Genomic DNA, 16,825 nt, shown 5'->3' with positions numbered 1-16,825 from the left:
TTTCCCGCTCCAGTTTTCTCTCCATCGTCCAAAATGCCAAGGCTCGGGCCGGAAGCCGGGACGCCGGACCGTCGAATCTCCTTTCCCGCTCCAGTTTCTCCCCCCTAAAAGAATTGATTACCTTGCCCAGGGCGAGGCTTTCTGCGTTTTTCCCGGCCGCGACTTGAAAAAAACCTTCGCGCCCTAATGTTCTGAACTCCTTTCCCATCCAACGCAAGGATGTCTCATGGCCGAACCGGCGCTGTCGATACGTGGCCTGACCAAGGTCTACGGCAACGGCTTCCACGCCCTGAAGGGCATCGACCTCGACGTGGAGCAGGGCGATTTCTTCGCGCTGCTGGGCCCCAACGGGGCCGGCAAGTCCACCACCTTGGGCGTGGTGTGTTCGCTGGTGCAGAAAACCGCCGGGCAGGTCTCGATCTTCGGCATCGACATCGATCGCGATTTTGCTCGCGCCAAGTATCACCTTGGCGTGGTGCCTCAAGAATTCAACTTCAACCAGTTCGAAAAGGTGCTCGACATCGTGCTGGCGCAGGCGGGCTACTACGGCATGCCGCGTCGCGAGGCACTGCCACGCGCCGAAACGCTACTCCGCGACCTCGGGCTGTGGGACAAGCGCAACGGTAGTGCTCGGATGCTCTCCGGCGGCATGAAGCGTCGGCTGATGATCGCCCGGGCGCTGATGCATCGTCCCAAGTTATTGATTCTCGACGAGCCCACCGCCGGGGTCGATATCGAATTGCGCCGCAGCATGTGGGAGTACATGCGCCGCATCAACCGTGATGAGGGCACCACCATCATCCTTACCACTCACTATCTCGAGGAGGCCGAGAGCCTCTGTCGCAACGTGGCGATCATCAACCATGGCGAGATCGTGCGGAACACCAGCGTGCGCGAGCTGCTCGCCGAACTCGATACCGAGACCTTCCTACTCGACCTGGCTCATCCCGTTACCGATGTGCCGCATATAGAGGGCTTCGAGGTTAACAGGGTCGAGAGCGCCCAGCTGTCCGTGGTGGTACATCGTGGCCAGCGACTCAATGACGTATTCGGTGCCCTGGGCAGCCAGGGCATCGAAGTCGTCTCGATGCGCAACCGGGCGAACCGGCTCGAGGAGATGTTCGTCTCCATGGTGGAGCAGGGCAACGACGAGCGCCGCGAGGCCGCACAGGCGGAGGCAGGCAAATGAACGCCACCCAGGTCGCCATCGCCTTGTATACCCTGGTCATCAAGGAGATCAAGCGCTTCACGCGCATCTGGCCGCAGACGCTACTGCCGCCCTCTATCACCATGGCCATGTACTTCATCATCTTCGGTAGCCTGATCGGCCCGCGTATCGGTGAGATGGACGGCTTCAGCTACATGGACTTCATCGTCCCCGGGCTGATCATGATGGCAGTGATTACCAACAGCTACTCCAACGTGGCGTCGAGCTTCTTCTCCAACAAGTTTCAGCGCAGCGTGGAAGAGATGATGGTTTCGCCGATGCCCAACTGGGTAATCCTCACCGGCTTCGTGCTAGGTGGCATGGCGCGAGGGTTAGGGGTCGGGGCGATCGTCACCATCGTGTCGCTGTTCTTCACACGCATCAGCGTGGAGCATCCGCTGCTCACCGTAGGGGTCGTGGTGCTTACCGCGGCGCTGTTCTCCATCGGCGGTTTCATCAACGCGCTGCTGGCCGACAAGTTCGATGACGTCTCCATCGTGCCTACCTTCGTGCTCACGCCGCTGACCTATCTGGGCGGTGTGTTCTACTCTATCTCGCTGCTGCCGACCTTCTGGCAGAACGCCTCGCTGCTCAACCCCATTCTCTATATGGTCAACGTGTTCCGTCACGGTTTCCTGGGGGTATCCGACATACCGGTAGGCTGGGCGCTGGCCGCCATCTTCGCTTTCATCATCGTGCTCTTCGCCATCGCCTTGTGGATGCTCGAGCGCGGTAAAGGAATACGTTCATGAGTCACCGTCCCGATACGCTCGAACATGCCCCGCTGGGGCGCGAGTCCGCCTACCCCGAGCACTACGATGCCGGGCTGCTTTATCCCATCTCACGCGCCGCAAATCGCTCACCGCTGGGTATTGCGGAGGGTAGGCTTCCCTTCGTCGGTGAGGACGAGTGGCACGCCTTCGAGGTCAGCTGGCTCAATGCACGCGGTAAGCCGCTGGTCGCCGTGGCGCGATTCCGCCTGTCGGCGGAGTCGCCCAACCTGATCGAATCGAAATCGTGGAAGCTCTACCTCAATAGCTTCAACCAGACCCGCTTCGACAGCCGCGAGCGAGTCATCCAGACCCTCGAGCGCGATCTGGCGCAGGCCGCCGGGGCGCCGGTCGCGGTGGCGCTGTTCGACGTCGACGACGCGACCCTCGACGTATGTCGACTGCCCGGGGAGTGCCTCGATGAACTCGACATCGATATCGATGCCTACACGCCCAGCGTCGAGCATCTCGTCGTCGGGGACGAGGTCGTCGAGGAGACGCTCTACTCGCACCTGCTCAAGTCCAACTGTCCGGTGACCGGCCAGCCCGATTGGGGTAGCGTGCTGATTCGCTACCGCGGCTCCAAGCTCGACCGCGAAGGCCTGCTGCGTTACCTGATCGGCTACCGTCAGCATCAGGACTTCCACGAGCACTGCGTGGAACACATCTTCATGGATCTGATGGCCAAGGCGCGACCCGAGCGGTTGCTGGTGCTGGCGCGCTACGTACGCCGCGGCGGGCTCGACATCAGCCCCTGGCGTGCTACCCCCGGCGAGCGCCCGCCCGAGCCCCTTCGCTTGTCGAGACAGTAGGTCAGTCGGAATAGCAGGCCGGCACGACAGCAAGCGAAGCAGTTGGTAGAGTTTGGTCGATCTTTTTCGTTGATTCGCGCGCGCAGACACTTGTGCAGTGTTTCCGTAAGGGGAGTGGTATGGACGCAATAAACCTTCTGCACCAGCGCAGTTCGATGGGCAAGTTGATGGGCCCGGCACCCGGCCCCGAGCAGCTGGAAGCGATCTATCGCGCCGCACTCAGAGCGCCGGACCACAAGGAACTTCGGCCCTGGCGCTTCATCGAGTTCTCAGGTGAAGGCCTCGAGCGGCTGGGCGAGCTCTTCGCCGAGGCCGAGTATCGCGAGGATCCAGACATTGCGGACGCGGCGCTCGATGCCGTACGCAAGAAGCCGCAGCGCGCTCCCATGGTTATCGCCGTAATTGCCAAGGTCACCCCCGACGTGCCCAAGGTGCCCAGGATCGAGCAGGTGATCTCCGCCGGCTGTGCTGCCCATGGCATACTGCTCGCCGCTCACGCTCTGGGTCTCGGCGCCATGTGGCGCAGCGGCAAGTACGCCTTCGACCCCACCGTACGCAAAGGGCTTGGCCTCGATGAAGACGATGAGTTGATCGCCTTCATCTATGTAGGTCAGCTAGCCGGCCGGCACAAGCCCATTGCCGAACATCGAATCAGCGACTTCGTCGAACGCTGGGACTGAGACGATGCGAGAAATCGGCCTACCGCATCCACGCCTCCCTTTGCCGAAACCCGGTCAGTACGACGAGCCACAGGCGTTTCTCGCCTGGCTGGCGGAAGCGATCCCCATGGTCGAGCACCTGGGCATCCGCGAGATGCATTGGGAAGATGAGCGGCTGATATGGGAGCTTGCGCTGGCCCCCAATCTCAACGACAAGGGCACCGGCTTTGGAGGCGCACTCACCGCCCAGACCACGTTGCTGGGTTGGTGCTGGACCACCCTGTGGCTGCGCCGGCGCGGCGTTGCACGTGATGTCGTGGTGGCCGAGGCCAGCCAGCGTTTTCTGGCGCCGGTTACCGGTGACTACCGCGTCGTCTGTACGCCTGAGAGCGAGCAGGGCCCCGGGCTTTTGGCAGAGCGCCTGGCGAACCGCGGGCGGGGGCGGATTGGCCTGACACAGCGGCTCTGGTGTGGCGACACCCTGTGCCTGGAAGCCCGCGGCGACTACGCCGTGCTGCCCGCTGCATGAAGTGGTGACGCCGAAAACCGGCTTGCAAACGCGCACTTAAGCCGTTAGACTTTGCGCCGTTCTGACGCACAAGGGCGCTGCCCCGGTGAAAGAACCGCAATGTGGAGAGGTGTCCGAGTGGTCGAAGGAGCACGCCTGGAAAGTGTGTAAGTCGAAAGGCTTCGAGGGTTCGAATCCCTCCCTCTCCGCCACAGATTCCGAAAAACCCGGCTCATCGAGCCGGGTTTTTTGTTTCGTCGACTCCCGACCGGTGTGGCTGCCGCCCAGTGCATGGGCAAGTCGTTCACGTGTTGCCGGACGGGCTTCCATGCAGCTGGCGATTCGAAGTAGGGTCGGCATTACACGATTTGTCGCTGATCTCGTACACGGCCGCTTATCCCAGGTTAGATACATGGGGCATCTCGGCTGCCAGACTAGCTACATGAGCCAGGGAGGCTCATCAGGGAAGAACGCGTCAGGATGACTCAGACCAGGGATGCTTGAGCAACGGAACGCTCAAGGAGGATGTAGGGAAGCGAAGATTCAGCCCGGCCGAAAGGCCGGGCTTTCTTTTTTTCATCTGGCTGCTGAGTGGATGAAACGTGTCATCGTCTCGAGAAAGGTGGCATACGCTTTAAACAGCTGAGTAAGAATAATTGTTTCAGTGGGTTAGGCAGAGAAGGAGAAATGGTAAGCCGTTTACAGTAAGTGAAAACACTACAAGCTTTGTCGGCAATTTCCTACAACAGGGCATATCCCAGGTTAACTGCGTTTTCCAACAAAGCTGCCATGCTGATTCCATGAGCAGGAGGCTCTCGACAGGGAAGAGCGCATCAGGATGATGCAAGATCCAAGGAAGCTCGACCAGGACGGTCGTGAGAGTTGCACGGAAGCAAAGATCAGCCCGGCCGCAAGGCCGGGCTCTTTCATTGTGGCTGCGCTTACGTTAAGTATGTATTTTTCGGAAACTTTAGGTTTGTCTGCTATAACTTGACGTATCCTTCCAATAGGTGACGGCATGCCGAACTCTGACTGGCTAGCCATCGTGCGCCTTGCAGCCATTGCCGGTTTGGCGACTGCCTTGCCTTCGACCACTTTTGCTGCTGCCGCGAACGGCACGATGCCTCCGGTTCCCGGCTGGGGTGGTGTTGCCTTGGCTGTAGTACTCGCTCTCGTCCTGGTGATGACCGGCTTGGTCTACCGCCGTCGGCTGATAAATGAAACGCATCGTATGCGTGCCAGTCGGGAAGAGCTGGCTACCATTCTCGATGGCGTCGACGCTTGTATTTTCGTCAAGTCTACCGATTTTCGTTACCAATATGTCAACCGCAAGGCGGCCGAGGTCATCGGCTTGCCGACCGAGTCGATTCTTGGCAAAACCGATAGCGACTTCTTTGACTCCAACATGGCCGCGGATCTTCGCTTCAATGATCGCCGGGTACTGGAGCAGGGTGAAAAGGTCGTGGCGGAGGAGGGGCATCTTTTCGGTGAAGGCGATGCCATCAACACCTATCTGTCGATCAAGCTTCCTTTATATGCAGGCGATGGCTCGGTGCGTGCACTGTGCGGGATTGCCACCGATGTGACCGAGTATCGTGATATCCAGGAGAGCAAATATCGCCTTACGTTCTACGATCCGTTGACCGGGCTGCCCAACCGTCGTTTGCTGCTGGATCGTCTCGAAATGGTCGTCAAGGGGACTCGGCGTAGCGAGCGCTACGCTGCGTTGCTGTTCATTGACCTCGATGACTTCAAGGTCATCAACGAGACCCAGGGGCTCTACAGCGGCGACAGGTTGCTGCAAAGGGTGGCGCAGCGCCTCGAAGATGTCGTGCGAGAAAGTGATACCCTGGCGCGGCTGGGGGCCGATGAATTCGTCTTGCTCATACACGACCTGGGATTGGATGTGGAGCAGGCGGCCCATGCCACCGAGCGAGTGGGCGAGAAGCTGCTGGGACAGATAATGAGTGCACAGGCCGAGGACGATCGGCTGATGACACTACCCGTCACGGCCAGCATCGGCATCGCGCTTTTCGCCGATGGCACAGCCAACGTCGATACCGCCATGCGCCAGGCGGACATTGCCCTGCAACAGGCCAAGGCGGCTGGGGGAAACACGCTGCGCTTCTTCAATGCCGAGATGCAAGCCGACGTGATGGAACGAGTCTTTCTCGAATCCGATCTGCACCAGGCGCTGGCGCGCAACGAGCTGTGCCTTCACTATCAGGTGCAAGTGGACGATCACTCAAGGGTTACCGGCGTCGAGGCCTTGATCCGCTGGAACCACCCCGGACGTGGCCTGGTACCGCCTGCACTTTTCATACCCTTGGCGGAGAAGAACCGCTTGATCCTGCCCATCGGCTATTGGGTACTCGAAACGGCTTGCCAACAGTTGGCGGCTTGGTCCGAGGAGTGTGACAAGGAGTGGCTATCCATTGCGGTCAACGTCAGCTCGGTTCAGTTTCATCAAACGGATTTCATTGCACGAGTGCAGCACACTCTGGAGATGACCGGCGCCAACCCGGCGCGATTGATTCTGGAAGTCACCGAAAGCTTGCTGATGGAAGACCCGCAGCGAGTGCGTGACATCATGTTGCGTCTCAGCAAGGTCGGTATTCGTTTTGCCTTGGACGATTTCGGTACCGGCTTCTCTTCGCTCAATTATCTCAAGAGGTTGCCCTTGCATGGGCTGAAGATCGACAAGTCGTTCATCAACGGAGTGCTCGAGGATCCCGTCGATGCGGCAATCGTGAACACGACGATTACCCTGGCGCAGAGTCTCGGACTGGAAATCACCGCAGAGGGTGTCGAGAACGAGGCCCAGCATCGCTGGTTGCTCGAGCATGGCTGTAAGATGTTCCAAGGGTATCTCTTCGGCCGCCCACAGGCGATGCAGGACCTGAAGCTGGAAGGGCGTGGCAGCTATCTCCCTATGTGATCACGGAGCCTGGTCACTGTGCTCCCTCCATTTCCTGTCGCCGCTGGGTTAAGCTGGCTCGTACATGTTGCCGGAAGATTCGCTTCCTCAGCCTTGCCATTACACAACGGAGAGTTTCATGTCCTTACGCCCTTTGCTAGCCGCTGCCGTGCTGATGTTTCCGCTGACAGCGCTGTCGGATGCGCCCAACATCGTGCCGGGCCAGTGGCAATTCACCAGCACCACTTCCGTCAAGGGCGACGTGCCGATTCCCGACCAGACGGAAAGCCATCAGGAGTGCATCGTACAGGGCGATCTCGACGATGCCGATTTCCAGTTCCTGGAAGTCGAGGAAGGATGTGAACTGCTGGAGCACAATGTTTCCGCCGACGGAGTCGACTACCGCATGGTCTGCCATGCCGAAGGTGGCGAGGCCAACATCGACGGCCGCATGGACTTCCTGGGTGAGCGGGTCGAAGGCAGCGTGAACATCGATACCGATTCTCCGATGGGCCAGATGCGCCTGGAGACTGCCATTGAGGGTGAGCGGCTCGGCGACTGCTGATCGCTGCCCGATGTCATGAGACGCCGAGGCCACCCCATGGGGTGGCCTTTCGTCTTTCAGCCGACCGGACGCCCGCTGGCGATCGGGCGCTGGCGGCAGCCTCTGCAATCGTTGCCGATGCCGAAAAGTGCCTTGTCGATGCTGTAGCGCCGCTCGATCCTGAGGTTGTCGCAACCATGCTGATGCGGCTGGCAAATGCCCTTCGATAGCGGCAGCCATTTCGATTGGTGAGCAAGAGCAACTAGGCAGTAGCGTCCCAGTTGCCGACATCTACGATGGCTGCCGCTAGCCATCCAGATGCTGGGTCATTGGGGGCTCAGGATCGGCGATCGCGGCTTGTCGCCATTTCGGCTTCCAGCCGCTGCTTCACATCGCCTGGGGAGCCGGTATGGCGCGCCAGCAGATCGTAGGCCACCGGCACCACGAACAGTGTGAAGAAGGTGGCCGCGGCCACGCCTGCCATGATTACCGTGCCGATCACCATGCGCGATTCGGCACCGGCACCGGTGGAGAGAATCAGCGGAATGGCGCCGGCCATGGTGGTGACCGCCGTCATCAGGATCGGGCGCAGGCGCGTCACGGCGGCCTCGAGCAGGGCATCGCGAAAGGCCAGGCCCTGGTCGCGCAACTGGTTGGCGAATTCGACGATGAGAATACCGTTCTTGGCGGCAAGGCCGATCAGCATGACGAGTCCGACCTGGCTGTAGATGTTGAGCGACTGCCCGGTGAGCAACAGGCCGAGTAGTGCGCCGCTCATGGCCAAGGGCACGGTGAGCATGATCACGAAGGGGTGTACGAAGCTCTCGAACTGAGCCGCCAGCACCAGGAATACCACCAGCGCACCCAGCACCAGCAGGAAGGTGGTGGCACCGCTGGCCTCGCGATAGTCGCGGGAAGGGCCGGCCACGTTGGTTTGTGCCTCGGGCGGGAGAATCTCGTTGGCCGTCTGCTCCAGATACTCCAGTGCTTCGCCCAACGGATAGCCATCCACCAGATTGGCTTCGATGGTGATGGAGCGAATGCGGTTGAAGCGGTTCAGCGTACTGGCTCCGGCATAGTCGGTCAGTGTCACCAGGCTGGCCATAGGGATCAGCTCGCCCGAGCGCGCCGAGCGTACTTGTATATTGTCCAGGGCGCGGGGGCTGTTCTGCCTGGCACGGTCGCCTTCGAGAATGACGTCGTACTCCTCTCCGTCGTCCACGTAGCGCGTCACGTTGCGCCCGCCCAGCAGCACCTCCAGGGTACGGCCGATCTCGGTCACCGTGACCCCGAGTGACGCCGCTCGCTCGTAGTCGATGTCCACGCGCAGCTGTGGCTGCGTTTCGCGGTAGTCGCTCTCCAGGCCCGCCAGGCGCGGGTTGTGCTCACGAATGTGATCAAACATCAGATCGCGCCACTCGGCGAGCTGCTCGTAGGTTCCGCCGCCCAGCACGAACTGCACCGGCTTCTGCACGCGCTGGCCGAATCCCTGGCGCATTACCGGGCTGGCCTGTATCCCGGGAAGGTCGGCCAGAACTCCGCGTACCTCGTCCATTATCTCCCAGGCGCTGCGGCGGCTTCCCCAATCGGCCATGTTGATGATGGCGAAGCCGCTGTTGTAGTTCTCGATATTGCCGAACCCACGCGGTGCGCGGATCACCACGCGCTCGAGTTCGCCCGAGTCCAGCAGCGGCTGCAGGCGCAGCTCGATCTCGTCCATGTAATCCATGATGTAGTCGAACGTGGCGCCTTCGGGGCCGTTGACCAGGATGATGAAATTACCCCGATCCTCCTGGGGGGTGTATTCATTGGGCAATTGCTCCGCCATCCAGAGGGTTGCCGCTATCAGCACGGCGAAGACGGCCAGCACCGCCAGGCGTGCCTTGAGCACTGCCTCGAGAAGCATACGATAGATACGCTGCGACAGTTCGAGCAGCCACTGCACGCCGCGGGCCGTCCAGCTGTCCCCCATGTTGGGCTTGAGAATCTTCGAGGCCATCATCGGTGTCAGAGTGAGTGCGAGCAGGCTGGAGATGGCCACTGCCGCCGCCATGGTCAAGGCGAACTCGGAGAACAGGCGGCCCACGTTGCCCTGCAGAAAGCTCAGCGGCACGAAGACCGCGATCAGCACCAGGGTGGTGGCAATCACGGCGAAGGCGATTTGCCGGGTACCGCGAAACGCCGCCACCAGTGGCGTTTCGCCGTAGTCGTGCATGCGCCGGTTGATGTTCTCGAGCACCACGATGGCATCGTCGACGATCAGACCGATGGCCAATACCAATGCCAGCAGGGTGAGCAGATTGATCGAGAACCCCATGACGGCGAGCGCGATGAACGAGCCGATGATGGCAATGGGAACCGTCACCGCCGGCACCAGGGTAGTGCGCACGTTGCCGAGGAACATGAAGATCACCACCACCACCAGCCCCATGGCGATGAACAGCGTCAGCACCACCTGCTCGATGGCGCCGGCCACGAACACCGAGGCGTCGAAGTTGAGGCTCAGCTCCATGCCCTCGGGCAGGGTAGCCTGTAGCCGATCCATCTGCGCCTGGACCCCCTGGGAGAGCTCCAGCACGTTGGCGGTGGACTGCATCATGATCCCCAGTCCCACCATCGGTACGCCGTTGGCGCGGAATACGGAGCGGTCGTCCACCGAACCCACTTCCACTCGGGCGACATCCCCCAGCCGGATCAAATAACCGTCGCTACCCTGGTCGATGGCCAGCCGCTGGAAGTCCTCCGCCACGGCGAAACTGCGCGGCAGACGAACGATGAATTGTCGCTCGCGGGATTCGATGGAGCCGGCGGGAAGCTCCACGTTCTCGGCGCGCAGGGCGTTCTCCACGTCGCTGACCGTCAAGTTGCGCGCCGCCAGGGCGTTGCGGTCGAGCCACACGCGCATCGCATAGTCGCGCCCGCCGCCCAGGCGTACCCGGGCCACGCCGGGCTGTACCGAGAGGCGGTCGACGAGGTAGCGGTTGGCGTAGTCGGTCAGTTCCGGCATGGAGTAGCCTTCGCCGGAGAGGCTCAGCCACACCACGATTTCTTCGCTGGAGTCGGCCTTCTGCACTTCCGGCGGGTCGGCGTCGTCGGGCAGGTTGCGCTGGGCGCCGGCAATGCGGTCACGCACGTCGTTGGCGGCAGCGTCGATGTCCATGCCGAGATTGAATTCGATGTTGATCCGCGAACGTCCATCTTCGCTGGAGGAGGTTACGACTTCGATACCCTCGATACCGGCAATGCGATCCTCCAGTACCTGGGTGATGCGCGATTCGACCACGTTGGCCGCCGCGCCAGGATAGCGGGTGTCGATACTCACCACCGGCGGGTCGATGGCGGGGTACTCCTGCAGCGAGAGCCGTTCCAGCGAGAGCAGGCCGAAGGCGACGATCAGCAAGGCGAGTACCGTAGCCAGTACCGGGCGCTGGACGGCAATGTCGGACAGGCGCATCAGGTGTCACCCTCGTCGCGATGCGCTTCGAGAATTTCGCGAATCGATGATTCATCGCTGGCGACCCCCAGGAGCTTCACGCGATCGCCTTCTCTGGCACGCTGGACGCCATGGGAGACCACCAGTTCATCGGGCTCCAGCCCTTCGCGCACCTCGGCCTGACCGATGCGCCGCTCGCCGACGCGCACTTCGCGACGTTCCACGCGGTTCTCGTCGGCCTCGTCGATCACCAGCACGTACTGACGGTCTCCACTGGGGATCAATGCCGATTCGGGGACGACAACGGCCTGGCGCGGACTGCGTTGCAGGACCACTTCCATCAGCATGCCAGGGCGAAGGCGCAGCTCAGGATTGTCGATTTCGGCACGAATCGTCACGCTGCGGCTGACCGGGTCGACCCGCGAGCCGATGCTGCTCACCTCGCCCTCGAATATCTCATCGGGGAAGGCCACGCTGCGTGCCGAGAGCGCCAGGCCTGGTTCGAGTATCGCCAGGTGAAGCTCCGGCACGCTGAAGTCGAGCTTCATGACGTCAAGCTTGTCGAGGGTGACCAGTTCGGTGCCAGGGGTGACCAGACTGCCGACACTGATATTGCGAAACCCGACAACGCCGTCGAAGGGAGCGCGTAGCTGGTAATTGCCCAGCCGCGCTTCGAGCCCCTGAATGTCCGCTTCCACCTGGCGCAGTCGGGCTTGGCTGTCTTCCACGTCGGCGCGAGGCGCCATGTTTCGGTTCTGCAGTTGGCTAAAGCGGTCGACGGCGCTACGGCGCTCGTCACGCAGGGCCTGGGCGGCGCGCAGCTGGGCCTGTACTTCACCGTCTTCCAGGCGAATAAGCAGTTGGCCGGCCTCTACCGCCTCGCCGTCGCTAAAGTTCAGCTCGGCGACGATCTCCGTTACCGTAGCCGATAGCGTTACGCTCTCGTCGGCACGCAGGGTGCCCAGTGCTTCAAGCGGGTCGGACCAAGGCTGGACTTCGGCTCGGGCGCCGATGACGGAGGTGCGGTCCTGGGCGGCCAGCGGTAGCGACACGATCAGCAGAACGCAGAGCGGCGCCAGCCAGCGCCAGGCCCCAGAAAAAGAATTGCGCGATATGGTCATGGGTGGCTCTTGTCATTTTGGCGGCATGAGAGGGTGCCATCCTGGCATCCTTTATCAGGCTACTTATTCTTGGTGCTGCAAGTGTGACAACAATGCGAAAACGCCTAGCGTATATAATTATACAATGATTGTACACAGGTGGGATGATGTCGGAGGCGGGGCTCTCAGCGGGTAGGCAGGATTAGGCTATGGGGGTGGGTGGGAATGACAGTGGGATACCGTTGAGCAAGCAGCAGCAACGACAGGGCCGGCTTTGGGAGCCGGCCAGATTGGTTACTCCTCGATGTCACCCATTTCATCGATCAACGCTGCGAAGGCGTCGCGCTGCTCGTGAAGCGTATCGGTGAGCTCCCCCTCATCCATGTATTGTACCGGCAATAGCAGGCGCTCTTCGGTAACTTCGATGAAGCGCTCATCGCGAGTGGCGGCCTCCATGGCCTGGGCAAGACGCTCGGCCCGTTCGTCGGGTACGCCGTGCGGCAAGACTGCCATCAGGATGTCCCCCGGAGTGATTTCATAGCCGGCTTCGACCAAGGTGGGGGCATCGGGAAAGGCTACCAGACGATCCGCGGCAAGACTCAGCAGTACCGGCATTTCACCGCTGTCGGCGTAGCCAGAATGGGTGCCGCCGCTGTAGGCGAAATCGACATCGCCGGAGAGAATCAAGGGGGCCATGCCGGCTCCCCCTTCGGTGGGCACGATGCGCAGGTCGAGCTCCTCCTGTTCGGCAATGTACTCAATGATGAGCCGATCCTGGGCAGTTTGGGTAGCGTAGCTCAGCCCCGGGTTTTCGCGGGCATACTCGACAAGCTCTTCCCAGCTGTCGCCGAACGGCCGGTCTTCACCTGTCACGAACCCTGCCTGTGCCAGAGAAACGCCGGCTACGTAACGAAAGTCGTCGAGTTCGTAGTCGGTGTCCATCGCCAGCGGGGCAAACGTCAGCGGTGAGGAAGGCCCATAGAGAAAGGTGTAGCCCTCGTCGTCGTTATTGGTCAGGCGGGTCAGGGCAACCCCCATACCGGCACCGGGCTGGTTCACCACATTGACCGGCTGGCCGAGCTCCTCTTCCAGTACATTGGCCAGTACACGGCCTTGTATATCGGTGCTGCCGCCTGCGCCGAAGCCGATCACCATGGTCAAGGGTTGGCTGGGAAAGTCATCCGCCTGTACACCACTTACCCCCCATATCAGCGCAGATGCGATAGCGGTACTGACAGCGATTGCCTTCTTCGGATACGTCATCTTGTGCCTCTACTTATTGGAATGAAGTTTCTTCTGTTGGCGTGTTAAACCTAGCACACTAACGAAACACTGCTTGACCGCCATGGGCTTGTTTCATTTCTGCTGCTAGAATGCGCAGCCCTCAGGAGTGGCAACCCCAAGCGGCGTAGGTGGAGCATGCAACCGGATGTGGTAGTGATAGGCGCGGGTGCGGCCGGGCTGATGTGTGCCCTCACCGCCGGCTATGCGGGGCGGCGCGTGCTGGTGCTCGATCACGCCAAAAAACCGGGCCGTAAGATCCTGATGTCCGGCGGCGGGCGCTGCAACTTCACCAACCTGGCCACCGGTCCGGCCAACTTCTTCTCTGCCAATCCTCACTTCTGTATTTCAGCCTTGAAGCGTTACCGCCCCGAGCATTTCGTCGAGCTGGTGGAACGTCACGGCATGGATTATGTGGAAAAGGCGCCAGGGCAGCTTTTCTGCGCCCATTCGGCCAAGGACATGCTCGACGTACTGCTGACCGAGTGCGAGTGGGCCGGTGTCGAGCTGCGCCTCCATACCTCGGTGGAGCGGATCGAGCGCATAGGGGAGGGCATGCGGCTCATCACATCTGGCGGGAGATTCGATACCGGAGCCGTGGTGATTGCCACCGGTGGACTCTCCATTCCTACCATGGGAGCCACCGGTTTCGGCTATGACGTCGCTCGCCAGTTCGGTCTGGCAGTCACGCAGACGCGCCCGGCGCTGGTGCCGTTCACCTTGACCTCGCAGTGGAAAGAACGGTCGGCCGAGCTAGCCGGAGTGAGCTGTGAGGTGGCGGTCGGCGTCGTGCGTGACGATCAGCGATTGGGCCCGGGGCGCGAGCGTCGCTATCGCGAGCCGATGCTGTTCACCCACCGCGGCCTTTCCGGTCCGGGCATGTTGCAGATATCCAGCTACTGGCAGCCCGGCGACGAACTCGAGATCGATCTGTTGCCCGGGTGCGAGATCGCCGGCGCCCTGGCGCAGGCTCGCGCTACCACGCCGCGCCGCCAGCTCTCCACCTGGCTTGGTGAGCGGCTGCCCCGACGTTTGGCCCAGGCGCTGGTCGAGTGGCACGGCGAGGACCCGCCATTGGCCGAGCTTTCCAATACGCGAATCGAATCCTGGCAGGCCCGCTTGGGGGCCTGGCGGCTCAAGCCCGCCGGCACCGAGGGCTGGCGCACCGCCGAGGTGACGCTGGGTGGCGTCGATACCGCTGCGATCTCGTCGAAGGACTTCAGCGTCGAGGGTCTGCCTCAGCTGCGCTTCATAGGTGAGGTCCTCGACGTGACCGGTGAACTCGGCGGCTACAACTTCCAGTGGGCCTGGGCATCGGGTGTGGCCTGTGGCCAATCACTTTAGCGGCGCTGCCTGGCCGGGGCTGCGGCACTGAGCGCGCTGTCGCTCGAGTTTGACCGCAGCATATCGGCCCAAGGGCGATAGCGCAGCGAGAACACGGCGCTTGGATGGCAGGCGGGGGCCTGGGCCGGCTCGCCAGGAATGGCCTGGAAGGGGGCGTCGGGCTCGCTGATCTGAACGAACGCCTCTCGTACGATGCCGATGCGGCAGTCCAGCGCTTCGGCGTAGGCCTCTCTGACCGGGAGGGGCAGTGCCTGGGTGCCGTGGCCGTCCTGCCACCACACCTGTATGCCGGCATCCGCGAGCTCACCCAGCCAGCGGGCATACACATCGGGAGAGAGAATCCCCCCCGTGAAAGCGCTGATATGCAGCGGGCGGTCGAGACGCGAGGCCAGCGACCTCAACTGGGTTTCGAGCTCTCTTCGGGTAGCCGGATTTTCGAACAGATAGTCGTCGAGTTCGAGCGGCATGTACCAACCCTCGACATCGAGACCCCATTCCCCCAGCGCTTCATGCTGGGCCAGGCCGTGGCTCGACTGCTGATACCAGTAGCTGGCGAAGCGCTGGTCGTCAGGGAGTATGTTGTAATACTCCGGATCGTGGCGCAGCCCGAGAATCAACCCCAGGCCTTCCCGCTGGGCGGCACGCAGAGTAACCGCCAGCCACCCATCGCTACCGCCGAAGTCGTCGTCGCCATGGCGCGTCCACTGCACGATCAGGGTTTCCACACCGTGCTCCACCGTACTGCGCCAGAGCGTTTGCCACTCGCTCTCACTGAGAGCGGCATCACTGTTATGCGGCTGATAGAACAGGTGCTCGTCGGCATGTGCCGACAGCGCCAACAGGAATGCCAGCGTCATCGTCAAGATTCGCATCAAAAATTGACCTCCAGGCCGGCCATGAAGCCGCCTTCGTTATCGTGCAGCTCGCCGCTCAGGGAATGTTGGTACTCCACGCGCAGGGCGACGTTGCCGCGATAGGCGTTGTAGCTATCCTCGTCGAACCAGCGCTGCCAACGTAGCCCGACACCGACCCGCGTATCGTGCTCCCAGCGCTCCTCCTCGCTGGCGCTGGCTTGGGCCATGATGTAAGGCATCAGCGTCTGTGGGCTTTCCACTGGCAGCGTGTAAGCCTGACCATGGCGATAGCGCGCTAGGGCGCTCTTGTTGCCTGAGCGCGTCCACCATGCCAAGTCAGTATAGAGGGAGCGTTCCTGCCAGTGGGCCTCGTCGGTACGCCAATCGTTACGGTAGTTGCCCTGATCGAGAAAGCTGGCCATCATGCGCAGCAGCGGTTCGGTACGCGTATCGTCCGTATCGCCACCGTGAATACCCTGTTCGTGGTAGAGCTCAGTGCTGAAGTTCACGTTCCGGTCAGCGAACGGCTTGGCTCGCAGGCCGACACCGGTGCCCAAACGGTCGTTGCTTCCCAGCGAGCCGCTATGCTGCACACGCCCGAACAGGGCGAGCTGGCGTCCGTCGCGAATCGGCTCATCGCCCAGGGCATGATCCCAGGTGAGGGTGGATGTGCTCTGTCGACGGTGGTTCCGCTCGGTTGCCGTAACCGCGGCGGGGGACGACGTGGCTGTCAGCGACACTCGGTTGCGCCTTGACAGGGTCTCGTGTTGACGCCGCATCTGGTAGCGTCTCTGGATCAGTTCGGCAGGCGTCTCGTCACCCACGTGGAGGGGCCGGTGCACCAGGTCGATGCCTTCACGCAGCCGCTGTCGTGCAGCCGGATTGTCTCCCGCTTCGATATGGCGCGCCGCCAGGGTCTCGCGCAGCTGATGGTTTTCGGGGTAGGCCGCCAGGCTGCGCTCCAGCAAGGGAAGGGCGTGTTGGCGCTGTACCTCGTCATCGCTGCTGGCCAGGCGCAGTGCGTGGTCGAGCCGATAGATCGGATTGTCGGGCGCCAGCTCGGCTGCCTCTGCCAGCCAGGCATTGGCCTGCGCTTCGTCGCCCAAGGTGCGAGCGGTGGCCGCAGCGGCGTAGTAGCGTTCCGCTTGAGGCTCGTGTTCCAGGGCTTGGCGTTGACGTCGCCAGGCGGCTTCGGTGTCGCCGAGGGCGAGCGCAATGTCGGCGCCTGTCTGCCAGTCATCGCCATGCTGCGGTTCGCCATGCGTCCAAAAGTGCTCTGCCTGAGCTGTTTCGCCTACGGCCACGGCACTGCGTGCGGCGGCCATGGCTGCGGTTGAGTCGAGTGTCTCGGGTGCGAGTGTTTGCCATAGCGAATAGGCCGCCGGGGCGTCGCCGG

14 protein-coding genes and 1 tRNA gene are annotated in these 16,825 nt (G+C 61.9%); 9 read left to right on the top strand and 6 right to left on the bottom strand.

Features of this window, described 5'->3' with window-relative positions; translation table 11 throughout:
* The coding region (locus tag AC2VNO_RS19960) for a hypothetical protein (protein WP_486935765.1) at positions 1-217 on the bottom strand (217 nt) is incomplete at its 3' end.
* A gap of 9 nt (positions 218-226) precedes the next feature.
* Between AC2VNO_RS19960 and AC2VNO_RS19955 the strand changes: the two genes are divergently transcribed.
* From AC2VNO_RS19955 to AC2VNO_RS19920, 8 genes are all read left to right on the top strand, one after another.
* A complete protein-coding gene (locus AC2VNO_RS19955; protein ID WP_486935764.1) occupies positions 227-1,189 on the top strand; it encodes an ABC transporter ATP-binding protein in 963 nt (320 codons plus the stop codon).
* The gene (locus AC2VNO_RS19950; protein WP_228578377.1) at positions 1,186-1,959 is read left to right on the top strand and encodes an ABC transporter permease; all 774 of its coding nucleotides are present in this window, start codon (positions 1,186-1,188) and stop codon (positions 1,957-1,959) included. Before AC2VNO_RS19955 ends, AC2VNO_RS19950 begins: the two co-directional genes overlap by 4 nt.
* Positions 1,956-2,789, top strand: coding sequence for an NADPH-dependent 7-cyano-7-deazaguanine reductase QueF (queF, locus tag AC2VNO_RS19945; RefSeq protein WP_486935763.1), 834 nt, complete (start codon positions 1,956-1,958; stop codon positions 2,787-2,789). Before AC2VNO_RS19950 ends, queF begins: the two co-directional genes overlap by 4 nt.
* 119 nt (positions 2,790-2,908) lie before the next feature.
* On the top strand, positions 2,909-3,469 hold the full coding sequence (locus tag AC2VNO_RS19940) for a nitroreductase family protein (protein ID WP_486935762.1): 561 nt from the start codon (positions 2,909-2,911) through the stop codon (positions 3,467-3,469).
* A gap of 4 nt (positions 3,470-3,473) precedes the next feature.
* Positions 3,474-3,977 (top strand): YiiD C-terminal domain-containing protein, encoded by a 504-nt coding sequence (locus AC2VNO_RS19935; protein WP_486935761.1) that lies wholly within the window; start codon positions 3,474-3,476, stop codon positions 3,975-3,977.
* Positions 3,978-4,080: 103 nt separating this feature from the next.
* Positions 4,081-4,168 (top strand) — tRNA-Ser (locus AC2VNO_RS19930).
* A gap of 806 nt (positions 4,169-4,974) precedes the next feature.
* Positions 4,975-6,894, top strand: coding sequence for a putative bifunctional diguanylate cyclase/phosphodiesterase (locus tag AC2VNO_RS19925; protein WP_486935760.1), 1,920 nt, complete (start codon positions 4,975-4,977; stop codon positions 6,892-6,894).
* A 118-nt stretch (positions 6,895-7,012) separates the two neighbouring features.
* Entirely contained in the window at positions 7,013-7,438 is a 426-nt protein-coding gene (locus tag AC2VNO_RS19920; RefSeq protein ID WP_486935759.1) for a DUF3617 domain-containing protein, read from the top strand.
* A 316-nt stretch (positions 7,439-7,754) separates the two neighbouring features.
* On the opposite strand, the gene AC2VNO_RS19915 is transcribed toward AC2VNO_RS19920, so the two are convergent.
* The 3 genes from AC2VNO_RS19915 to AC2VNO_RS19905 form a co-directional block, all read right to left on the bottom strand.
* Entirely contained in the window at positions 7,755-10,871 is a 3,117-nt protein-coding gene (locus AC2VNO_RS19915; protein WP_486935758.1) for an efflux RND transporter permease subunit, read from the bottom strand.
* A complete protein-coding gene (locus AC2VNO_RS19910) occupies positions 10,871-11,971 on the bottom strand; it encodes an efflux RND transporter periplasmic adaptor subunit (RefSeq protein WP_486935757.1) in 1,101 nt (366 codons plus the stop codon). The genes AC2VNO_RS19915 and AC2VNO_RS19910 overlap by 1 nt, the downstream gene beginning before the upstream one ends.
* 273 nt (positions 11,972-12,244) lie before the next feature.
* A complete protein-coding gene (locus tag AC2VNO_RS19905; RefSeq protein ID WP_486935756.1) occupies positions 12,245-13,213 on the bottom strand; it encodes a Bug family tripartite tricarboxylate transporter substrate binding protein in 969 nt (322 codons plus the stop codon).
* 156 nt (positions 13,214-13,369) lie between these two features.
* On the opposite strand from AC2VNO_RS19905, the gene AC2VNO_RS19900 reads away from it, so the two are divergent.
* Positions 13,370-14,575, top strand: coding sequence for a BaiN/RdsA family NAD(P)/FAD-dependent oxidoreductase (locus AC2VNO_RS19900; RefSeq protein WP_486935755.1), 1,206 nt, complete (start codon positions 13,370-13,372; stop codon positions 14,573-14,575).
* Here AC2VNO_RS19900 and AC2VNO_RS19895 read toward each other — a convergent pair.
* Entirely contained in the window at positions 14,572-15,447 is an 876-nt protein-coding gene (locus AC2VNO_RS19895) for a DUF4434 domain-containing protein (protein ID WP_486935754.1), read from the bottom strand. The two genes, AC2VNO_RS19900 and AC2VNO_RS19895, sit on opposite strands and share 4 nt — an antisense overlap.
* The coding region (locus tag AC2VNO_RS19890) for an NfrA family protein (protein WP_486935753.1) at positions 15,447-16,825 on the bottom strand (1,379 nt) is incomplete at its 5' end. The genes AC2VNO_RS19895 and AC2VNO_RS19890, both read right to left, overlap by 1 nt.

The sequence above is a fragment of the Halomonas sp. TH-94 genome (genome assembly GCF_057473365.1).
The sequence above is the reverse complement of the archived record's forward strand: the minus strand, read 5'-3'. Positions and strand labels throughout refer to the sequence as shown.